The 23021-nt window shown below is 60.1% G+C and carries 10 protein-coding genes; 2 read left to right on the top strand and 8 right to left on the bottom strand.

All coding sequences use genetic code 11. The features are described 5' to 3' along the window. The 7 genes from ACB030_RS17035 to ACB030_RS17005 form a co-directional block, all read right to left on the bottom strand. A partial coding sequence (locus ACB030_RS17035) for a retention module-containing protein (RefSeq protein ID WP_371161431.1) occupies positions 1-6536 on the bottom strand: 6536 nt, incomplete at its 3' end. Positions 6537-6804: 268 nt separating this feature from the next. Beyond that, the gene (locus tag ACB030_RS17030) at positions 6805-8730 is read right to left on the bottom strand and encodes an EAL domain-containing protein (RefSeq protein WP_371161429.1); all 1926 of its coding nucleotides are present in this window, start codon (positions 8728-8730) and stop codon (positions 6805-6807) included. A gap of 3 nt (positions 8731-8733) precedes the next feature. Next, entirely contained in the window at positions 8734-9504 is a 771-nt protein-coding gene (locus tag ACB030_RS17025; protein ID WP_371161427.1) for a transglutaminase-like cysteine peptidase, read from the bottom strand. 99 nt (positions 9505-9603) lie between these two features. Next, the gene (locus tag ACB030_RS17020) at positions 9604-10935 is read right to left on the bottom strand and encodes a TolC family outer membrane protein (protein WP_371161425.1); all 1332 of its coding nucleotides are present in this window, start codon (positions 10933-10935) and stop codon (positions 9604-9606) included. A gap of 35 nt (positions 10936-10970) precedes the next feature. Beyond that, positions 10971-12386 (bottom strand): HlyD family type I secretion periplasmic adaptor subunit, encoded by a 1416-nt coding sequence (locus tag ACB030_RS17015; protein ID WP_205641993.1) that lies wholly within the window; start codon positions 12384-12386, stop codon positions 10971-10973. Beyond that, complete coding sequence (locus ACB030_RS17010) at positions 12379-14523, bottom strand: type I secretion system permease/ATPase (RefSeq protein ID WP_371161423.1); 2145 nt, start codon at positions 14521-14523, stop codon at positions 12379-12381. Before ACB030_RS17010 ends, ACB030_RS17015 begins: the two co-directional genes overlap by 8 nt. A 370-nt stretch (positions 14524-14893) precedes the next feature. Continuing rightward, positions 14894-15829, bottom strand: coding sequence for a TIGR01212 family radical SAM protein (locus ACB030_RS17005; RefSeq protein ID WP_371161421.1), 936 nt, complete (start codon positions 15827-15829; stop codon positions 14894-14896). Between the two features lie 612 nt (positions 15830-16441). Between ACB030_RS17005 and gltB the strand changes: the two genes are divergently transcribed. Both gltB and ACB030_RS16995 read left to right on the top strand, forming a co-directional pair. Next, entirely contained in the window at positions 16442-20899 is a 4458-nt protein-coding gene (gene gltB, locus ACB030_RS17000) for a glutamate synthase large subunit (RefSeq protein WP_371161419.1), read from the top strand. A 12-nt stretch (positions 20900-20911) separates the two neighbouring features. Further along, entirely contained in the window at positions 20912-22327 is a 1416-nt protein-coding gene (locus tag ACB030_RS16995) for an FAD-dependent oxidoreductase (protein ID WP_371161417.1), read from the top strand. Positions 22328-22406: 79 nt separating this feature from the next. On the opposite strand, the gene ACB030_RS16990 is transcribed toward ACB030_RS16995, so the two are convergent. Further along, positions 22407-22985 (bottom strand): O-methyltransferase, encoded by a 579-nt coding sequence (locus ACB030_RS16990; RefSeq protein WP_371161415.1) that lies wholly within the window; start codon positions 22983-22985, stop codon positions 22407-22409. Between the last annotated feature and the right edge of the window lie 36 nt (positions 22986-23021).

Here is a 23021-nt window from a genome sequence, read left to right as displayed (position 1 = left end):
CGACCATCAACCAACGCAGTTTCATAGACAGTCGTGGTCGCTCCGCCTGCCGCCTGGACGGTGACGGTCTGGCTGTCGTCCGCTCCCTTGACGGTAATGGTCAGCGTGGCTGTGCTCTGGTCACCATCCGCATCCGCCATGGTGTAGTTCAGGGTGTAGGTCTGATTGAAGGATGCCCCCAGCGCCTGGGTAGCCGGGCGGCTGTTGTCCAAGACATAGCTCCAATCACCGGTGTTCGGGTCACGCACCAGGGTACCGTAGTTGTTCAGTGCCGCGACCGCCGCAGCATCGGCAGCCCAACTGACGAACACCGCCGACTTGTCAGCACCGACTGCGTCATTGCTCAACACGTTGCCGCTCAGACTCCCGGCCCCGTCCTCCGTCACGGTGCCACCCGCGTCATTGGCCGCCAGCGGCGTATCGTCAATGATACGGATCTGCAGGTCCACCGAGGCCGAGCTGACTCCACTCACCCCAGTCACCGTGATGCCATTGCCAATGTCATCGAAATGACCAATGGCTGCCGGCGGGGTGAGTACGTTGTCGGACAAGGTATAGGTGTACCCCACCGTCGCACTCTTGCCATCTGCCGCCAGCACAAAGCTGGTGATATCGAGCAGGCCGTAACCGGTGCTGATGTCTTGCGGCAGTGGGCCGCCGGGCACAAAGGTCTGGCCCAGCACCGTCACGCTGGCTACACCGTCTGTGGCAGATACCTGGAAGGTACCGCTGACCACTTCTCGTGTATCGCTGTTCACGGCCGGGTCGGACAGTTCAGTACGACCATCAACCAACGCAGTTTCATAGACAGTCGTGGTCGCTCCGCCTGCCGCCTGGACGGTGACGGTCTGGCTGTCGTTCGCACCCTTGACCGTGATGGTCAGCTTGGCGATGCTCTCGTCCCCGTCCGCGTCCTTCATGGTGTACCAGACGTCGTAGCTCTGGTTGAACGCCGCCGTCAGCGCCTGGGTCGCCGGGCGGCTGTTGTCCAGCGCATACGTCCAGCTCCCGTCGCCGTTCTGGACGAAGGTACCGTAGGTGCTCAGGGCCGTGACCGAGGCACTGTTGTTGTGCCCGGTGGCACTCCAGCCCACGAACGCAGCCGGCGTATCGGCACCGGAGGTGTCGTTGCTCAGCACGTTGCCGCCAAGGCTCCCTGCCACGTCTTCGGTGACGGTGCCGCCGTTTTCATCGTTCGCCTTGGGCACATCATCTTCCACATGAATGAGGAAGCTGCCGGCCAAAGTGCCACTGCCGCCGGTGGCCTTCAGGATGCTGGTGAAGTCCAGGGTCAGCAGTTCGTTGTCATCGCTGTTACCCTGCGGATGATCCAACGACTTGACCAGGTTGAACTGATAGCTGCCATTTGAACCAACCTGGAGCGTGAACACAATCGCCTCATTGGCGGTGGCAGTCAGGGTATCACCCACTACCGTATAGACCAGCGCCACGCCACCCGAACTGGCCGGGGTCACACCACTGGTATTAGTGTTGAGGCTGATGGTCGCGGAATTGTCCGGGCCAACAATCAAGGGGGCAACAGAACCACTGACGCTATTGGTGACGCTGTCACTATCGGTGAGGCCAGTTGGCAACTCATCCTCATCGACATACCCCTCCACCGAGCCCACATCTTCGACATAGAGATGCAGAGTGGCCGTGGCCGGATCGCCGTCCTTGTCGATGAGGGTGTATTGGAAGTCCTCGGTCAGATCGCCATTCACATTGGCGGGAGCCTGATAACTCCATGCCCCTGTGGAGAAGTTGAAGCTCAGCTTGCCACCCGCGGGGGTAGTGACAGCCGTCAGCTGCTGATCGCCATCGAGCACCCCGTCCCAACTGTAAGTGGTCGCGCCAATCTTGATGGACTGGATATAACCTGGACCATCAGCGCCATAGGCATCATCGTCCCCACCACCTACGACATTGTTGGAGCCGTTGAGTACGTTGCCTTGCACCAGACCACCAATGACCTGATTGAGCAGGGTGTTGACCAGATCACTGAAGTTATTTACCCGCAGCGGCGTGTTGTTCGGCCCGGCATCCACGTCGATATCTTGCAGACGGGCATCGATGATGCCATTGCCAATACCTATGGTGGTGACAGTGATCCCGTTGTTATCGACGAAGTTATTCCAACTGGTTGCCACAGGGCTGGTGAGCGAAGTGTCGCCAGGACCAGTTTGTTCGTTGGGGTTACCATCGCTGATGAAGACCACCTGATTGTTCCACCCCGAGATCGGGGTATAGGAAGCAATGGTCTCCTGAATGGCATCGGTAAAGTCGGTACCACCGTTGAATGGACGAGCACCGCCAGGCTCTTGCGGGTTCAGTGAGTTCACCAGATTAGTGAACGCGGTAATATTGTCGGCTGGCAAATACGCGATGGAGTCGCCGGAAAATGCCACTATCTGGATCTTGACCTGGCCGCCAGAGGTATTGAACAACGCCTGCCCTGCGGTACGTACTGCATCCAGCATGATGTTCAGTTCGTTGTTGTCGATACTGCCGCTGAAGTCGAGCACGAATACCATATTGATGTTCTGAGACTGACCGGCAAGCACGGTAGCGTAGTCATCTTGGGCTACAGGAATATCATCCTGCACATCGATGACGAATGACCCTTTCGTGAAGCCCTGGACTCGATCACCGTCCCCATCGGTAGCAACCAACACACCCGAGAAGTCAATCGGTACCGGCAGCAACTCATTATCGCCATTCGGCAACCCTTCCTTGACAGGATGATCCAGCGGTCCCTTCAGGGTGAAGGAATAGTCGCCATCGGCAGCCACCGTCAGGGTAAAGATCACTGTGCCACCCGCGCTGGCAGTCAGCACATTACCCACCACGTTGTAACTCAGCCCCACGCCACCGCTGCTCAACCCTTGTGAGACCAGCGAACTGACGTTGTTGGACAGACTGAATGTCCCGGGACCATCTGCACCAAACGCCACCAGGGTGTTCAGGCTGCCCGAGGTATCGCTGGCCGTGGTGGTCTGCCCGGGCCCTTCATGGTTGCCCTCATGGGGAGCACCACCGGCTAGCGTCAGGGCATCCTCCTGTACCGAGCCATGCACAGTGGGGCCTTGCCCGTTGCCAGACTGCACAGGGCCATCGTCCTCGAAGCGGAACACGCCGCCGGTCCCCAGATCGATGCTGGCCTTGGCGCTGTCGCCATCGGCATCGGTGACGGTCTGCACCAGGGTCAGCACGCCGCTGTTCAGGGTCAGGCTGACGCTGTCATCATGGCTGCCGGTATTGCCGTGCCAGACATTGTCCAGCAGGTTCAGGGTCACGGCGCCGGTGGCTGGATCGATGGTGAGGGTGAAGTAGTTCACTCCGTTGGCGCTGCCGGTGATGACATTGCCTACCTGGTTGAGCAGGATCTGCGCGCCCTGGCCATTGGCGGCCAGCGGATTGACCGCATAGAGGCCGCTCGCCACATTGCTGCCAGTGAGGGCCAGGTTGTAGCCGATGTTGCCCGCCCCGTCTGCGCCGAAGGCATGACTGAACTGGGCTTGTACCGTGCCCGCCGCCAGGGTGGCGCTGGCGATACCGTCACCGCCCACGCCGCCCAGCGCCGACAGGCTCTCATCCACCTTCACCGACCCCAGACTCGGGGCCTCGACGGCCAGCCCTGCGGTCGGGCCATCGTCCTCGAAGCGGAACACGCCGCCGGTCCCCAGATCGATGCTGGCCTTGGCGCTGTCGCCATCGGCATCGGTGACGGTCTGCACCAGGGTCAGCACGCCGCTGTTCAGGGTCAGGCTGACGCTGTCATCATGGCTGCCGGTATTGCCGTGCCAGACATTGTCCAGCAGGTTCAGGGTCACGGCACCGGTGGCCGGATTTATGGTGAGGGTGAAGTAGTTCACCCCGTTGGCGCTGCCGGTGATGACATTCCCCACTTGGTTGAGCAGGATCTGCGCGCCCTGGCCATTGGCGGCCAGCGGATCCACTGCATAGAGGCCGCTCGCCACATTGCTGCCAGTGAGGGCCAGGTTGTAGCCGATATTACCCGCCCCGTCCGCACCGAACGCATGGCTGAACTGGGCTTGCACCGTGCCCGCCGCCAGGGTGGCGCTGACGATACCGTCACCGCCCACGCCGCCCAGCGCCGGCAGACTCTCGTCCACCTTCACCGACCCCAGACTCGGAGCCTGAGTGGCCAGCCCTGCGGTCGGACCATCGTCCTCGAAGCGGAACACGCCGCCGGTCCCCAGATCGATGCTGGCCTTGGCACTGTCGCCATCGGCATCGGTGACGGTCTGCACCAGGGTCAGCACGCCGCTGTTCAGGGTCAGGCTGACGCTGTCATCATGGCTGCCGGTATTGCCGTGCCAGACATTGTCCAGCAGGTTCAGGGTCACGGCGCCGGTGGCCGGATTTATGGTGAGGGTGAAGTAGTTCACTCCGTTGGCGCTGCCGGTGATGACATTGCCTACCTGGTTGAGCAGGATCTGCGCGCCCTGGCCATTGGCAGCCAGCGGATCAACTGCATAGAGGCCGCTCGCCACATTGCTGCCAGTGAGGGCCAGGTTGTAGCCGATGTTGCCCGCCCCGTCTGCGCCGAAGGCGTGGCTGAACTGGGCTTGCACCGTGCCCGCCGTCAGGGTGGCGCTGGCGATACCGTCACCGCCCACGCCGCCCAGTGCCGGCAGGCTCTCATCCACCTTCACCGACCCCAGACTCGGAGCCTCGACGGCCAGTCCTGCGGTCGGACCATCATCCTCGAAGCGGAACACGCCGCCAGCCCCCAGATCGATGCTGGCCTTGGCGCTGTCGCCATCGGCATCGGTGACGGTCTGCACCAGGGTCAGCACGCCGCTGTTCAACGTCAGGCTGACGCTGTCATCATGGCTGCCGGTATTGCCGTGCCAGACATTGTCCAAAAGGTTCAGGGTCACGGCGCCGGTGGCCGGATCGATGGTGAGGGTGAAGTAGCTCACCCCGTTGGCGCTGCCGGTGATGACATTGCCCACCTGGTTGAGCAGGATCTGCGCGCCCTGGCCATTGGCAGCCAGCGGATCCACCGCATAGAGGCCGCTCGCCACATTGCTGCCAGTGAGGGCCAGGCTGTAGCCGATATTGCCGGCACCATCCGCGCCGAAGGCATGGCTGAACTGGGCTTGCACCACGGCTGCCGCCAAAGTCGCACTGCCTATGCCATCGCTGTCTGCACCATCCAAGGCAGGCAAGCTCTCATCCACGCTGATCACACCTAGCTCACCGGCCCCAGGGAGCAGGCGCACGCTGGGCACGTCATCCAGTATCACCACATCCAGACTGGCGCTGGTGCTGTCACCGTCGCTGTCCGTCAGCGCGACGTTGAAACTTTCGGTCAGGGCTGTGTCATTGGCAGGCTGAGTGTGAGCCTCGTTATCGCTCAGGGTGTAGCTGTAAGTCACCGTGCCGGCGCCGGTCACCGGGTTGTAGCTGATGCCTGTCACCAACAGCTGGTTGCCCAGAGGGCTCGGGATCGCCTGCGGGAAACTGCTGATGACCTGACCGTTACTGATGAGTACCACGCCACCCAGAGCCAGGCTCTGGATGCCATCTGCCGCATTGAAGGTGAAGGCGCCACTCTTGGTCAGGCCTGCAGCATCCGGGCTGCTGCCATCGGCCAATGCAGCTTCATTCAGAACAAGCTCGCCCCCTTCGACCTGCAGCCCTCCCAAGGAGACTGTCTCATCCACAGGGGTAATGGTAATGGTCAGAGTGGAGCTATTCGTGTCTTCGCCATCGGTCACTATGTAGTTGGCTGGCGGCACTGGGCCTGTGTAGTTGAGTGCCGGGGTAAAGGTGTAGGAGCCGTCGGCATTGATGATGAGGGTGCCTATCCCGTCCAATGAGCTCTCGACACCGGCCAGAATGCCGATGTTGCTGCCCCAGCTATAGGAGACAATGGACGCGTCGAGAGGACCATCAGAGTTGCTGCTGTTGATCAGCAGGTTGCCACTGATGGCTTGGTCTTCCTGGGTAACGGCAGATTCATCCAGATCATCGAGCTCATTCTCTGGCAGAAGATCGTCTTCCTGCAGCTCATTCTGCTCAGGCAAGGTGTCATAGCTGGTATCGAATCCAGCCTCGGCTATGGTCTCATCACCAGTCCGTTCTATTGTGACAAAGCCGCCGTTGCCACTGGCACCCGCGACTCCGCCGATGCCACCCCCCCCACCTGCGGCAGGCGCCCCGCCGGCTGCGGCGGCTTCAAAGTTCTTGGTCGGGTCGACCCCTTGCAGGATGGATTCTTGCAAGGCCGCAATTTCTGGAGGGAGGTTGCTGTTCTCGGCCGATGATGAGGGTTGCCCTTCGGCCGGTATATCTGTCTCGGCGGGGGCGGCTGCGGCCTGCCCAGGGTTGTCATCGTAGGGTGCCAACATCAATTTCGCATCGTCGGCAATATTGAGCTTGGCTCCAGGCTGCAGTATCTCACCAGGCTGGAGAGGACGGCTGCTGCCATCGGCAAGCAGGATCTGAACATTGCCTTCCACGGAAGAGACGATGACGGTTTTGTCGATGATTTGGGTGCGCATATCCATTGCTCCAGGGTGACAGATCTTGATGCATGCACTCTAGATGCGCGCCCATCGAGCTTCAGTTGCAAAAATGTACAACATTGAATCTGTTTGGCTTCATCCGATGCAGCGAATCGAACGAATATTTTTTACAGATTAAAATCAATAAATTAACAACACACCTTTCAGCCCTTCTGCGTGCTCATAGCAGAAAGACACCTTCATATATTCTAAATGGATATAAAAAAGGGCCCGCATTGGGCCCTTTTCAATGTGATTACATGACTCACGGCAGTGGGAATGCCGGATGAACGAAGCCCTGATAACCGTCTATGTGCAGACTGGCCAGCACCTCGACCTGCTGCTGATCTTCCACTCGGGTGGCGATGGTCGTGACGCCCGCATTGTGAGCCGCCCGGCAGACCGCAGCCAGGAAGGAGGTATCGGCTCCCGGCTCCATGACCTGGCTGGTATAGCCATGATCCACCTTGACGTAGGCAGGAGCCAGCTCCTCCAGATACCCGAGGGACTGGAAGTGGCGACCATAGTGATCGACCCCCCACAGGAAGCCCTGCTCTCGCAGCACCTCGACCAGGTTGGTCACATGCTGCTTGTGTTTCATGATGGCGGCCTCGGGGATCTCGAACAGCAGTCTCTCCTTCAACTCGCCGTTCACGGCCAGATAGCCTCTCAGCCAGGTCAGGAACTCATCCGAGCAGAGCGACCCTGCGGTGATGTTGACCGCCAGCACCAGCTCGGGCTGCTGCCTGAACAAGGGCACGCAGGCTTCCAGTACGGCCTTGTCAAACTCGGACCCCATCTGGAACTGCTCGATGGCCGGCAAGAACTGGCCAGCAAAGTAGTCGGTTCCATCGCGCGAGATGGAAGCGAACAGCTCGGCATGCAGGCGCGTGCCATCATCGAAGCGACAGGCTGGCTGCGCCTTGAAGCGCCACAGGTTTCGGGCCATTGCATCCTGTACCAGATCACGCCAGGCCAGACGCCCCATCAATCCCTGATCCGAGCCACCTTCCATGACGACGGCACCCCGTCGCTCGTTGCGCGCCTTGCCCAGCGCATTGTCCGCCTTGGTCAGCAGGGCAGAGAGGTCATCATCGCCATCACGACCGGCGATCCCGACCACGGAGAGCGCACCGCTCTCACCCATGGGATTGACCACCAGATCGGCGATACGGCTATTGATAAGCTCAGCCAGCTCCTTGAGCTGCGACAGATCATCGGTGGGGCAGAGCAAGGCGTATTCGGTGGCCGAGATCCGGGCCAGCGCCGCACCATCCCAACCGTCCAGCAACTCCCTGAGCACCTGTGCGATGGATTTGACCATGTTGTCTCGCGCGGCATAGCCTTCCTCGCGATAGAGATCGTCCAGCATGTCGACGGCCACCAGCATGACGCCCCCCTGTCCCGCCTCGGCGATCCAGGCATTGACCTGTCCCACGAAGTAAGAGCGGTTACCGAGTCCGGAGACCGCATCCACATAGACGCGGGCGCGCAGATTCTCGGCTTCATCGGCCTGCTCCTTGAACTGCACCGCCAGCTTGCTCGAGAGGGTGTTGATGGCCTGCACCACCTGTTTCAATTCGCGGCTCCTGGGCTCGGGAATGGTGTGCCCGAAATGGTGCAACTCAATCTCGACCGCCTGCTCACAGATGAGCTTGAGTGGTTTGAGCAGGTAATTGAGTGCCCGCATCAGCAGTATGGTGGTGACCAGGAAGCCCACCAGGAACCAGGTCGCCAGCTCGCTCATCCCCTTCCAGAGCTCGTAGTAGGCCTGTCCCGGATGGCCCACGATCTTCAGCTTGCCCAATTGCAACCAGCCCGAGGTCAAAATGGATTCGTTGGATACCTCAGGGAAGAGGCCCAGCCCGATGAACCACTGCGGCACACCCTGAATGTTGCTGCTGTTTTCCAGTTCGATGACATCCTTGGAAGCCAGCAGATCCAGGCGGACCAGTCGATAATAGCCACCGTCAAACACGGCCTTCATGACGGATTCGGCACTCACCTTGTCCCCGTTCTCCAGATAAGGCGTCAACGCCAGACCCAGGGATGTAGAGGTGTTGATGACTGTGGTCTCCTGCTGCTGCGCCAGATAGTTGCGGGTCGAATTGAACTGTACCCAGTAGGTGGCGGCAAACAGCAATCCGAACAATAACAGCATGGTTGCCAATAGTTGTCTGTAGAGCGTCATAGGTTAATCATCCAAATTCACCACAGGCCGAGCCAATCGCCCTGAAGTCATGCGATTGCGTAAGTCCGTCCATAATCCCAAGCGGGATGATTGCCCGGCCAGTTCCCCTTGACCACGCGCCTTCATCAACCACAAGTGACTACCGTTAAAGCTGTAAATTGGCATCAGATCCGCCCGCTGACTGGCCGGACGAATGGCGCCGACAAGATTGTCCAGAATGAGAGGCACTGAGGCGGGCGTCTCATAATAGGCAACAACCATATGAAACTGGTTATAATCCAATGCCTTGACATATACCATCCGCATTTTTTCATCGGGGATGCCAAGTTCCAGCAGCGTAAAATATTTGGAAATGCTGAAGTCTTCACAATCTCCGCCTGCCGCCCCCAAAAACTCCAGCGGGGTCGCCCAGTAATCCTTCTTGTGCCACAGCTTGATGTCATCGATAAATCGCATCTGATTGAAAAACTGGTTCACCTTCTCCAGCTTCTGCCGCTCCGTCAGACCCGCAGCCCGGTTCTGCATGGCCAGCGTGCGCCAGCTGGTGACCCGCTTGCCTGCACGAGGGCCATAGGTCTCCTCCGCCCGCTTGACCAGCTTCAGATCTTCCGACGACAAGGGCTGGCTCGCGCTGAGCAACAGAGGAATAGACAGCAGCACCAGCCACAACAGCTGGAGCCGCCAACGCTGCACGGGGCGGATGAGCCATGCTGGCCAGAAGAGCCCGCGGCTCCCTGCCTTGCACCACGATGTCACATGTTTCCCCTGCGGCATTCCATCGCAATCTTCAGTTGAAAGCCAAATACATAAAAGAATGACTGCAGCAAGCTGCAGCCATTTTTTCTGACTGATATGGCATCAGCACGATGAGCATCAGTTATTGTTGGCCTGCCAATCTGCCGGTTGCTGTACGTTCATGGCATTGAGCAGTCCCCCGGTGGCATTGAGGATACGGTAATCCGCCAGCAGGGAATCATACTCGGCCGTGATGTAGCTGCGACGCGCCTCGAACAGTTCGTTCTCCGTGTTCAGCACGTCCAGCAAGGTCCGTTGTCCCAGACCAAACTGCTTCTTGTACGCCTGCACGGTATCGTAGCTGGCGTCCACGTGCTCTTTCAGGAAGACTTTCTGCTTGGCAAGCGACTCCTTGGCATTCCAGGCGAGGCGGGTCCCCTCTTCCACCTGACGGAAGGCATTCAGGTGAATGTCTTTTGCCTGGGAGTAGAGTGCCGAGGTGGCCTTGCTTTCGGCCAGATCGGAGCCGCCACGGAACAGGTTGTAACGCATCCGGACCATGGCTGTGAGATCGTCGTTGCGCCCCTTGACCGCATCGATGTCCTCGTTCCAGTTCTGATCCACCTCGAAGGCCACGTTCGGGTAGAACCCGGACTTGGAGCCTTCATGCTGATACTTGGCCTCTTCGATGTCTTGCAGGGAGGACAACAGGGTCGGGTGAACCTCGGTGGCCGTCTTCAGCGCATCCTCCAAGGTGGCGGGGATCAACTGGCTGTTGGGGGCCGGTTGCACCAGATCCTTGGGCACCTCATTCACGACTCGGATGAACTCGCTCTCGGCATCCCGGTAGTTGTTCTCCGCGGCAGCCTGGTTGGAGTAGGCCCGAGCCACACGACCATCGATCTGGGTCTGGTCCGCCGTCGAACCCAGGCCAGAATCTGTCCGTTTCCGGATGTCACTGCGGATCTGCTCGTGGGTTTCCAGGTTCTGCTTGGACAACTCCAGGATCTCCTGCTGACGCAGCATGTTGAGGTACACCTCGGCCACCCGCAGCGCCGTGTTCTCCGCTTCGGAGATCATGGCCAGACGCTGGGCCTGGGCGGCGGCATCGGTCCGTGCCACGTTGCTGCTGACATCAAAGCCGTCAAACAGCATCTGGCGCAGGCTGATCCCGGCCTCTTTACGAGTCATGGAGTCATCGATCGTCTGCGAGTTGGCGGGCGCCGCACGGGTCGAGGGGCTGTCGGTCTTCTCGTAACCAACGCCGCCACGCAGATCTATGGTGGGATAGTAGCCGCCCTTGGCTCCATCATGCTGGTACAGTCGTGCCTGATAGAGATCAAAAGCTTCCTTGATTTTCGGATGGGTAGCCAGTGACTGTGCCACTGACTGTTCCAGTGTTTGTGCCTGGCTCAGGCCCGGGAACAGCATGGTGCCACTAACCAGCATGGCAACAATCGTCTTCTTCATGGTATCTCCAGTCATGTTGTTTTTAGATTGTTGGCTTATCGTTCTCTCAGTGCAGACTGCTTAGCCCGCAGAATGGGCTTGAGCAAATAGTCTAAGACACTTTTTTTACCAGTAATAATATCTGCACTGGCTAACATACCGGGGATGATGGGAAGCGCATTAAGCTCATCCCCCAGATAACTCTTCTCGGTACGCACCCGAACCAGATAGAAGGAGTTGCCCTCCTCATCCTGGATCGAGTCGGCGCTTATCTGCTCAACCTTGCCATGTAAACCTCCATAAACAGTGAAATCATAAGCGGTTATCTTGACCACGGCCTCCAACCCGGGTCGCAGGAAGGCGATGTCCTTGGGTGATACCTTGGCTTCCACCAGCAGGGTGTCCTCCAGCGGCACTATCTCCATCAGATCCATGCCCGGCTGCACGACCCCCCCCAGGGTATTGATCTTGAGCTTCTTGATGGTGCCCTTGAGTGGTGCAATCACGCTGGTACGATCGACCCTGTCTCGCAGACCGACCTGGCCTTCTGACAACTGGCTCAGCTTACCCTGGCGTTCATTGAGCTCGGTCTGGGAGTCCGCTCTGAACTTCAAGGCGATGTCATTGCGCTTGGAGATGGTCTCCCGCAGCACTGAGTTGAGTTTGGGGATGAGCAAGCGGTTGGCTTCCAGCTCTCCTTGCATCTCGTTGACTTGCCGCTCCAGTTTAATTAGCTCCACTTGAGGTACTATACCCTCTTTTGCGAGCGGCCGGCTGATGTTCAGCTCCTGGCGTGCCAAATCCACGCTACGGCTCACAGTTCTGATCTTGGCATTGAGCTCTATGGTCTCCTGCTCCTTCTGCTCGATCTGCTGACCGAGAATGTAGAGCTGGTTGTTCAGATTGTTGAGCCGCTCGTCCTGTACCGACTTTTCACGGGCCACGTATTCCGCAAAGACGTTCTCGAATCCCTCGGGGAAGACGATGGGCTGCTTGTCGATGACCACCTGCTCACGCCAGCCTAGGTTGGGTTCTCTCTTGACCACCACACTGCGGATCTCGGCACGCAGGCGGGCGATGTCACCCTTGAGGATCACCAGCTCCTGCTCACGCTCGCGAAAGTCCGACTTGAAGCGGGTATCGTCTATGCGCAGCAGCGGCTGCCCCTCCTCGACTATGTCCCCCTCCTTGACGAAGATCTCCTTGACGATCCCCCCTTCCAGGTTCTGGATGACTTGCAGTTGGCGGGATGGAATGACCTTGCCCTGACCGACGGTGACCTCGTCCAGCTCGGCCCAGGCGGCCCAGACGATGGCACTCATGAAGAACAGGAAACACGCCCAGAGCAGCACCCTGGCGCGGGTTGGCGTGCTCAGCAAGACGGCGGCGGCACCGTCGTCGACATACTCGAGGTGCTCGGGGGCGGGCAACACTGTGTCTGGTGCCGTTTTCTTGAACCAGTTGTTAGCCATTGGCCATCTCCTGCACCCGCACCTTGCCTTCCTTCAGTTGTTGCAGCACCGTCTCCTTGGGGCCGTCAGCCACTATCTTCCCCTGCTCCACGACGATGACCCGGGAGGCCACGTCCAGCATGGAGGTCTTGTGGGTGATGAGGATCAGCGTGGTTTCGGGCCCCAGCCTGGCCAGCTCCTGCTTCACATGCATCTCTGACTGGTTGTCCATGTTGGACGTTGGTTCATCCATCACCAGGATGGGCGGATCGTTGAGCAGGGCACGGGCCAGCAAAATGGCCTGACGCTGACCACCTGAGAGCTGACGCCCACCCTCGCCGATCTGCCGGTCCAGCCCATTGGGATCCCGATTGGTGAAGTTGGTGACGCCGGCCCGCTTGGCGGCACGCACGACCCGGGCATCATCCACCAGCGGGTTGCCCAGCATGATGTTGTCTCGCACCGAGCCAAAGAAGAGGGTCACATCCTGCGGTACACAGCCGATGTTGCGGCGAATGGCTGCCGGTGGCAGCTGATCCAGCTCGAAGCCATCGAGGCGCACCAGACCGTCCGTCGGTCGGTAGAGCCCCATCAGCAGCTTCTCCAGGGTGGTCTTGCCCGCCCCGATCCGCCCTATGATGGCCACCTTCTCCCCCGGCTCGATGCGCAGATTGATGTTGTGCAGGGTGCTGCTTTCCATGCCCGGGTATTTGAAGGAGACGTTTTCGAACTCGATGCGGCCCTGGATGATGGGGTGATGAATATATTGCTTGCCCTCCTCCTGCTCGCCCGGCGTCATCATGATCTTCTCCAGGATCTCCAGGGCTGACTTGGCCTGGTTGTAGCGGGTCGACAGCACTGAGAGCTGCACCATGGGTGCGATGGCGCGGCTGGACAGCATGACGGCGGCGATCATGCCCCCCATGGTCACCAGCCCTTCGGAGATCTGGTAGACCCCGACAATCACCAGCCCCACGGTCACCACCTGCTGGATATAGCTCGCCAGAGAGGACATGGAGTTGGTGATGCGACGGGTCTGCACGCCCCAGGTCGAGATGTGGGACACCGCCTGCTCCCAGCGGTGCTGGAACATGCTCTCGGCGCCGAAGATCTTGACGGTCTCAAGGCCGGAGATGCTTTCGATCAGGTTGGCGTTCTTCTGGGAGGCCAGGCGGGAGCCCTCCTCGATGGACTGCTTGAGGGGGGCCTGGATATAGAAGCTGTAGGCCACCAGGATCAGCATGGCGACGATGGGCACCACCACCATGACGCCGGCAAACAGCCAGATGATGAAGAGGAAGAACACCGCAAACGGCAGATCAATCAGGGTCGATACGGTGGCGGAGGTGAAGAACTCCCGTACCGATTCAAACTCCTGCAGATGCTTGGCGAACGCCCCCGTCGAGGCCGGGCGGGACTCCATCTTCATCCCCATCACCTTGGCAAAGATCTTGGCCGACAGCAGCACGTCCGATTTCTTGCCGGCAATGTCGATGAAGTAGCTGCGCAGCTGGCGCATCACGAAGTCAAAGGTGAACACCACCATGGCCCCCACCGCTAGCACCCAGAGGGAGTCGAACGCCAGGTTGGGCACTATCTTGTCGTAGACATTCATGGTGAACAGGGGGCTGGCCACCGCAAAGAGGTTGATGAGGATGGAGGCAATCAGCACATCGCGATAGATGCCGCGGGATTCAAACAGCGTGCTCCAGAACCAGTGGCCATCCCGGGTCTCCAGCACCTTGGGGGAACGTTCATCGAACTTGAACTGCTTCTTGACGAAGAACAGCCGGCCGTTGTACTCGTCGCCCAGTTGGGCTGTGCTGACCCACTGCGCCGCATCACCGGCCTGGGGGAAGATGACCTTGGCCTGGCTCCTCTCCTTGTTCCACTCCAGCAGGATGCAGGCACCACCATGGCGCGTCTGCAAGACGCAGGGCAGCAGCAGGGGAGAGATGTTTTCGAGTGGCTGGATCACCTCACGGGCGGACAAACCGCCACGCTCGGCAGCGCGACTGAAGAGTGCCGTACTCAGACGGCCCGAGACCAGTGGCAAGCCCGTGGTGAGGGCATCCTGACTATTGGGTACGCCATAAAAACGGGTCAAAAAGACCAGGCATTCCAACAGTTCATCTATATGGCTGGTTTCTGCTTGCATAGCATCCTGTCAAAACATGATTCAGACGGTTGTCGCAGGGAAATCATCACCCGGAACCTGGTGGCGACCTGTGAATGCAGAGCAGATCCCATCATCGCGAACCGACAACCCAATTAGCGCACTGGGCAGTGACATCGAATGTCATCGCCAGACTCACACATCGTCAAGCCGGAAAGAGAGGAGCCACGCACATCATCTGATGACGGCAAGGGTGCGAGATATCCTGCCCGGTCTATTAATGACTAAAGAGTCATTGATAACAATATCTTTTTCAAGCCGGCCATCTTATCAAGGCGACTTGAACGAAACTATACTGCAAAGACTGAATTTCATCTAATAACCCTCTGTTTTTTTAATGAAATTAGAGTCGTCACTCATTAAAAGGTGCAAGCGAGAAGGGTCGACCCAGGGCATGCCCTTGGGGTCCTGATCGAGTCAGCTCAGCGGCAATCTCGGCCATGGCGGTCCAGCGATTCTCGCACCAGGCTGGGGCCAGCAGGGTCGGACGGCGCGCCGATGCCGAGATCCGGTGATAGACCACCTCGGGGGGCGTGTGCTGGATCATGGCCACCGCCGCCTCCACATAGTGTTCCAGCGTCAGCACCTCCAGCCGCCCTGCCTGCCACGCCTTGCCGAGGGTGCTCCCCTCCACCACGTGGAGCGGGTGCAGCTTGATCCCCTCGACCCCGGTCGCAACGATGCGATGCAGAGTCTCCAGGCTATCCATGGGCACCTCGCCGGGCAGCCCAACTATCAGATGGGCACAGACCTTGATGCCGCGCCTATGGGCCCGCTCGACCGCATCGGCATAGGCGGCGTAGCCGTGGCCCCGGTTGATGCGCTGCAGCGTCTTGTCGCTTGCACTTTGCAGCCCCAGCTCCAGCCACACCTCGTAGCCACGGGCCTGATAGCCCGCCAGCAGATCCAGCACCGCATCCGGCACGCAGTCGGGCCGGGTCCCGACACAGAGCCCCACCATGTCGCTGACCGACAACGCCTCCTCATACATGCGTTGCAGGTATTCCACCTCGGCATAGGTGCTGGTATAGGCCTGAAAGTAGGCAAGATAACGCTTGGCACGGGTCACTTCGTCCCGGCGTGCCAGCAGTTGTTGCACCACAGAAAGCTGCTGGGTCGATTCGTCGGCGAAAGAGGAGACATTGCAGAAGGTGCAGCCGCCGCGGCCCAGGGTGCCGTCCCGGTTCGGGCAGGTGAAGGCGCCGTGGATGGAGAGTTTGTGGATCTTCTGGCCGTGGCGCTGCTTTAGATCCTGGCCGAATGTATTGATGAGTTCGTGTAACTGCATGACACCTCCAATATGAGCTGTCATTGTACTGGCACGGGCCCCACGTCAGACTGAGCTGGATCAAGCTGTCCTGCCGCCAAAAATCATATAAATATTCACATTGCGTGCGATAAATACCCACAGACAGGATTTTAAGGTTACTTTTGGAAACCACAGGCCTCATACAAAGAGGGAAAACGGAAGCAATTCATCCCCTCTAACCGGCTGTTAGTACTGAAAAAATCTCCCATAGCCTGCATACAAATAAATGCAAGACGCAGGATCCTGAAATGTGATCCCCGCCCACCCCTGACGGAATGGATTGGTAAAATTACTACAGTTCAGTGACGCGAAGCAGTCAACCACCAAACCCTCCATTACTAGCCCAATAAACTTTAAAAAATAAAATAAATAGTTTTTTATATAGATAAAATCGAATTGCATCTCTGAAACCCGCATTTTGTTATGGCAGTGTAACATTGCAAACAAGCGGGATGTCCAATTGACCTTGCTCGAAAATCCCATTAGTTTGGAGATTCGCCACCTCAGGCGGACGGAACCACAAGAGCCAATCGCAATTTATGCAATCTGTTGATGACAGTGCGATGGAAGGCCGAGCAAGGGAGAAATGCAATGTCACTATATGATCCAAAGCTGGAGAGGGATAACTGTGGCTTCGGCCTGTTGGCCCACATGGAAGGGGAAGCCAGCCACAAGCTTGTCCGTCTCGCGATGTCAGCCTTGGCTCGCATGCAGCACCGCGGCGGCATCTCCGCCGACGGCAAGACCGGCGACGGCTGCGGCCTGTTGCTGCAAAAACCCGACAGCTTCTATCGCGCTGTCGCCGAAGAGAAGGGATGGCACCTGGGCCGCAACTATGCGGTGGGCATGCTGTTCCTCAACCCGGATCCTGTATTGGCCCAGCAGACCCGCGACATCATCGACGAGGAGCTGGAAAGAGAGACCTTGAGTCTGGTCGGATGGCGCAAGGTGCCCATCGATACCAATGTGCTCGGTCCCATCGCCAAGGCCTCCCTGCCCAGCATCGAACAGGTCTTTGTCAACGCGCCGCCAGGCTGGGTCGACAAGGATCTCGAGCGCCGTCTCTACATCGTGCGCCGCCGTATCGAGAAACGCATCAGCGATGACTACTTCTATGTGGTCAGCCTCTCCAACCTGGTCACCGTCTATAAAGGACTGTGCATGCCGGTGGATTTGCCGCGTTTCTATCTGGATCTCGCCGACATCCGCATGCAGGCAGCCATCTGCGTGTTCCACCAGCGTTTCTCCACCAACACCAGCCCGCGCTGGCCACTGGCGCAGCCATTCCGCTACCTCGCCCACAACGGCGAGATCAACACCATTGCTGGCAACCGCCAGTGGGCCAAGGCGCGCAGCTACAAGTTCGCCACTCCGCTGATCCCGGATCTGCAAGAGGCCGCCCCCTTCGTCAACACCACAGGGTCGGATTCCTCCAGCCTCGACAACATGCTGGATCTCTTCCTGGCAGGTGGTATGGACCTGTTCCGCGCCATGCGCCTGCTGATCCCGCCTGCATGGCAGAAGCACCCGAACATGGATGACGACCTGCGCGCCTTCTATGACTTCAACTCCATGCACATGGAGCCCTGGGACGGCCCGGCCGGCATCGTCATGACCGACGGCCGCTACGCCACTTGCGCGCTGGACCGCAACGGCCTGCGCCCGGCCCGCTACGTCATCACCAAGGACAAGTTCATCACGCTCGCGTCTGAGGTCGGCACCTGGGACTACACCCCGGACGAAGTGCTGGAGAAGGGCCGGGTCGGCCCGGGCGAGCTGTTCGTGGTGGATACCAGCAACGGCAAGGTGTGGACCAGCTTCGAGATCGATGACGATCTCAAGAGCCGCCACACCTACAAGCAGTGGATGGACAAGCACTGCAAGCGACTGGTGCCGTTCGAGCAGATGGATGACGCCAGCACAGGCGCCCGCGAGCTCCCTGACGATCAGCTCAAGACCTATCAGAAACTGTTCGGCTACTCCTACGAGGAGCTGGATCAGATCATCCGCGTGCTCGGCGAGAACGGCCAGGAGGCGGTAGGCTCCATGGGGGATGACACCCCGATGGCGGTGCTCTCCTCCAGCCAGCGTACCCTGTACGACTACTTCCGCCAGATGTTCGCCCAGGTGACCAACCCGCCCATAGATCCGCTGCGGGAAAACCACGTCATGTCGCTGGCCACCTGTATCGGCCGCGAGCAGAACGTGTTTAACGAGACCTTCGGCCACGCCCACCGAGTGCTGTTCCAGTCGCCTATCCTGCTCTACTCCGACTTCCACCAGCTGCTGGCACTGGAAGGGGAGCACTACCGTCATGCGGTGCTGAGCCTCAACTACCAGCCCGAAGAGGGGCTGCAGGCAGCGCTGGAGCGGCTCTGTGCCGACGCGGCCGACAAGGCCCGCAATGGTACCGTACTGCTGGTGCTGTCTGACAGAGACATCAGTGCCGACACCCTGCCCATTCCGGCCGCCATGGCGGTGGGGGCGGTGCAACGCACCCTGGTGGACAACAACCTGCGTTGCGACGCCAACATCCTGGTGGAGACCGCAAGCGTGCGCGACCCGCACCACTTCGCCGTGCTGCTGGGCTTTGGCGCCACCGCCATCTACCCCTATCTCGCCTACGAGACCCTGGCCAAACAGGTCGAGGAGGGGGTGCTGAAAATGAGCCTGCGCCAGGCCATGCTCAACTACCGCAACGGCATCAACAAGGGCCTCTACAAGGTGATGTCCAAGATGGGCATCAGCACGGTCGCGAGCTACCGCTGCTCCCAGCTGTTCGAAGCCGTGGGTCTGTCCAGCTCCGTGGTCGAGCTCTGCTTCCGCGGCGTATCGAGCCGCATTCAGGGGGCCGACTTTACCGACATCCAGCAGGATCAGGTCAACCTGGCCCGTCAGGCCTGGCTCGGCCGCAAGCCACTGACTCAGGGCGGGCTGCTCAAATTCGTCCACGGCGGCGAGTACCACACCTACAACCCGGACGTGGTGCAGACCCTGCAAGTGGCGGTGCGCTCCGGCAACTACGCCGATTACAAAAAGTACGCGCGTCTCGTGAACGAGCGCCCCGTCGCCACCTTGCGCGATCTGCTCGTCCTCAAGCAGGGAACGACGCCGGTTGCGCTGGAGCAGGTTGAGCCCGCCGCCAAGCTGTTCCCCCGCTTCGACTCCGCCGCCATGTCCATAGGCGCGCTGGGCCCCGAGGCCCACGAGGCGCTGGCGGTAGCCATGAACCGCCTCGGCGGTCAGAGCAACTCGGGCGAAGGCGGTGAAGATCCCAAGCGCTTTGGTACCGAGAAGAATTCGCGCATCAAGCAGGTGGCCTCGGGGCGCTTCGGCGTCACCCCCCACTACCTGATGAACGCGGACGTGGTGCAGATCAAGGTGGCCCAGGGCGCCAAGCCCGGCGAAGGGGGTCAGCTGCCCGGTGACAAGGTGACGGCCCAGATTGCCAAGCTGCGTTATTCCGTGCCCGGCGTGACCCTGATCTCACCGCCGCCGCACCACGACATCTACTCCATCGAGGACTTGGCTCAGCTCATCTTCGACATCAAGCAGATCAACCCGGACTGCCTGGTGTCGGTCAAGCTGGTCTCCGAGCCCGGCGTCGGCACCATAGCCTGCGGCGTGGCCAAGGCCTATGCGGACTTCATCACCGTCTCCGGTTATGACGGTGGCACAGGCGCCAGCCCGCTGAGTTCGGTCAAATACGCCGGCTCTCCCTGGGAGTTGGGGCTGGCCGAGACCCAACAGGCCCTGGTCGCCAACGGTCTGCGCCACAAGGTGCGCCTCCAGGTGGACGGCGGTCTCAAGACCGGTCTGGACATCATCAAGGCGGCCATCCTCGGCGCCGAGAGCTTCGGTTTCGGCACCGGCCCCATGGTGGCGCTCGGCTGCAAATACCTTCGCATCTGCCACCTGAACAACTGCGCCACCGGCGTCGCCACCCAGGATGAGAAGCTGCGCCGCGAGCACTTCACCGGCCTGCCGGAGATGGTGATGAACTACTTCAAGTTCATCGCCGAAGAGACCCGCGAGCTGATGGCCGAGCTCGGCGTCACCCAGCTCACCGACCTCATCGGTCGCACCGACCTGCTGGAAGCCCTGCCCGGCCTCACCGCCCGCCAGGCCAAGCTGGATCTCTCCGGCATTCTGGCGAGCCCGGTGGCACCGGCAGGCTCCAGCCTGTTCAGCCAGCAGCACAACCCGACCTTCGACAAGGGGCCGCTCAACCTCAAAATGGTGGACGACCTGCTGGAGGCGGTGGAAAACATGAGCGGTGGCGAGTTCCGCTACGACATCCGCAACACAGACCGCTCTGTGGGTGCGCGCCTCTCCGGCGAGATCGTCAAGCGTCACGGCAACCAGGGCATGGCCGCCGATCCGGTGCGGGTCCACTTCAACGGTACCGCAGGCCAGAGCTTCGGCGTCTGGAACGCCGGTGGCCTCGAGATGATACTCACCGGCGACGCCAACGACTACGTGGGCAAGGGGATGACCGGCGGCAAGCTGGTGGTCAAACCCCATGTCGGCGTAGCCTTCAAGTCCCATGAGGCGGCCATCATAGGCAACACCTGCCTCTATGGCGCCACCGGCGGCAAGCTCTACGCCGCAGGTACCGCGGGCGAGCGCTTCGCGGTGCGCAACTCAGGGGCCCTCGCGGTGGTCGAGGGGATAGGCGACAACGGCTGTGAATATATGACAGGCGGCATAGTCACCATACTCGGTACCACGGGCGTCAACTTCGCGGCGGGCATGACAGGCGGCTTTGCCTACGTGCTCGACGAGTGCGGCAACTTTGCCAAGCGCACCAACCCCGAGCTGGTGGAACTGTTGGACGTGGCGGATCTTGCCATCCATCAGGAACACCTGCGCGGCATCATCACGGCGCACCTCAACGAGACAGGCAGCTCGCGCGCCGAGGAGATCCTGGCCAACTTCGACTCCTATGTGCCCAAGTTCAGGCTGATCAAGCCCAAGTCCAGCGACGTCAAGTCCCTGCTTGGCCACACCAGCCGCTCTAGTGCAGAACTCAGAATCCAGGCGCAATAAGGAGGGAACCCTATGAGCCAGAACGTATTCCAGTTTATCGATGTCCAGCGGGTCGACCCGCCCAAGAAGCCGCTCAAGATCCGCAAGATCCAGTTTGTGGAGATCTACGAGCCCTTCAACCAGGCCCAGGTCGGCATGCAGGCGGATCGCTGCCTCGACTGCGGCAACCCCTATTGCGAGTGGAAGTGCCCGGTGCACAACTACATCCCCAACTGGCTGAAACTGGCCAACGAGGGGCGCATCCTGGAGGCGGTGGAGCTTTCCCACCAGACCAACAGCCTGCCGGAGGTGTGCGGCCGCGTCTGCCCGCAAGACAGACTCTGTGAGGGTGCCTGCACCCTCAACGACAGATTCGGCGCCGTGACCATAGGCAACATCGAAAAATACATCACCGACAAGGCGTTCGAGATGGGCTGGCGCCCGGATCTCTCCAAGGTGGTGAAGACCGGCAAGCGGGTCGCCGTCATCGGCGCCGGCCCCGCCGGCCTCGCCTGTGCCGACGTGCTGGCGCGCAATGGCGTCACCCCTGTGGTGTTCGACAAGTACCCGGAGATCGGCGGCCTGCTGACCTTCGGCATCCCCTCCTTCAAGCTTGAGAAAGAGGTGATGCAACGTCGTCGCGAGATCTTCGAGGGCATGGGGGTGGAGTTCCGTCTCGAGACCGAAGTGGGTCGTGACGTCACCTTCGCCGACTTGCTCGGCGAGTTCGATGCCGTCTTCCTCGGGGTCGGCACCTACAAGTACATGAAGGGCGGCTTTGCCAACGAAGAGGCGCCGGGAGTCTACGACGCCCTGCCCTACCTCATCTCCAACGCTAACCGCTTGCTGGGCTTTGAGAAGGCGCAGGCCGATTACATCGACTTCGCCGGCAAGCAGGTGGTGGTGCTGGGCGGCGGCGATACCGCCATGGACTGCGTCCGCACCGCCATCCGCCAGGGCGCCGACAAGGTGATCTGCGCCTACCGCCGCGATGCCGAGAACATGCCGGGCTCCAAGCGGGAGGTGAAGAACGCCCAGGAGGAAGGGGTGGAATTCATGTTCAACCTCCAACCCGTCGGCGTTGAGCTGGACGGCCAGGGCCGCACCTGCGGCATCAAGGTAGTGAGCACCGAGCTCAGTGCGCCCGATGCCAACGGTCGTCGCAATCCTGTGGTGATCGAGGGCTCCGAACAGGTGCTGGCCGCCGATGCTGTGGTGATGGCGTTCGGCTTCCAGCCCAACCCCCAGCCCTGGATGCGTGATCACGGTATCGAGCTCGACAGCCGGGATCGCATCAAGGCCCCCGAGAAGGCCGAACATGCCTTCCAGACCAGCAATCCCAAGGTGTTTGCCGGTGGCGATGCGGTGCGCGGCTCGGATCTGGTGGTGACTGCCATCTACGAGGGCCGCAAGGCCGCCGAAGGGATAATGGACTATCTGGCCGTTTAAGCTGCCATCCAAGCCTCCCCAAGCAACAGCCCCGCCAACGCGGGGCTGTTTTTATATGCCTGACTCTCGGTGATGCGCCCTAGCGTCTCACCACCAGAAACTCCCCCTTGCCCACCGGCACCAGCGAGGTCAGAAAATCGGGATCGCGCCTCACTTGCGCCATCCAGTCCCGCATCTCGCTCTCATGGGAGATGGCATTGTCCACCACCAGCAGGCCGCGAGGGGCAAGCAGGCGCCGTATTTCGGGCCACCATCCCTGATAGTGCTGGCGATCAGAGTCCAGGAAGATGAGCTGATAACCCGCCGTCGGCAGGCTGGGTAACAGGCTGCCGGCCTCCCCCGCCAGCAGGATGATCCAGGGGCTCAGTCCCGCACGCTGAAAGTTGGCCTCTGCCAGAGAGATCTTCTTCTCATCCCGCTCTATGGTGGTGACCCGGCCATCCAGTCTCTTCACCGCTTCGGCCAGCCAAAGGGTGGAGTAACCGTTTAAAGTACCTATCTCAAGCACCGCCTGAGCGCCCCTCGTCTGTACCAGCAGCGCCAGCAGTTCGCCGGTGTCACAGGTGATGTTGAGCATCTTGCTGCCCCGGGATGGCTGCGCCTCGTCATGCTGTTCGCCAAATCGATCCAGCTCCCGTTTGAGTTGTTCCAGATCCATGTTTCCTCCTTGAAAGTCATCCAGGCTGACCCGGCA

It is taken from the genome of Aeromonas sp. S16(2024) (genome assembly GCF_041403065.1).
In the GTDB taxonomy this organism is placed as follows: Bacteria; Pseudomonadota; Gammaproteobacteria; order Enterobacterales; family Aeromonadaceae; genus Aeromonas.
This window is presented reverse-complemented; position numbering and strand designations above follow the sequence as displayed.

Excerpts from the sequence above, each read along its gene's own strand:
- ACB030_RS17030 (WP_371161429.1), bottom strand. The coding sequence starts at position 8,730 with ATGACGCTCTACAGACAACTATTGGCAACCATGCTGTTATTGTTCGGA.
- ACB030_RS17025 (WP_371161427.1), bottom strand. The coding sequence starts at position 9,504 with ATGCCGCAGGGGAAACATGTGACATCGTGGTGCAAGGCAGGGAGCCGC.
- ACB030_RS17020 (WP_371161425.1), bottom strand. The coding sequence starts at position 10,935 with ATGAAGAAGACGATTGTTGCCATGCTGGTTAGTGGCACCATGCTGTTC.
- ACB030_RS17015 (WP_205641993.1), bottom strand. The coding sequence starts at position 12,386 with ATGGCTAACAACTGGTTCAAGAAAACGGCACCAGACACAGTGTTGCCC.
- ACB030_RS17010 (WP_371161423.1), bottom strand. The coding sequence starts at position 14,523 with ATGCAAGCAGAAACCAGCCATATAGATGAACTGTTGGAATGCCTGGTC.
- ACB030_RS17005 (WP_371161421.1), bottom strand. The coding sequence starts at position 15,829 with ATGCAGTTACACGAACTCATCAATACATTCGGCCAGGATCTAAAGCAG.
- gltB (WP_371161419.1), top strand. The coding sequence starts at position 16,442 with ATGTCACTATATGATCCAAAGCTGGAGAGGGATAACTGTGGCTTCGGC.
- ACB030_RS16995 (WP_371161417.1), top strand. The coding sequence starts at position 20,912 with ATGAGCCAGAACGTATTCCAGTTTATCGATGTCCAGCGGGTCGACCCG.
- ACB030_RS16990 (WP_371161415.1), bottom strand. The coding sequence starts at position 22,985 with ATGGATCTGGAACAACTCAAACGGGAGCTGGATCGATTTGGCGAACAG.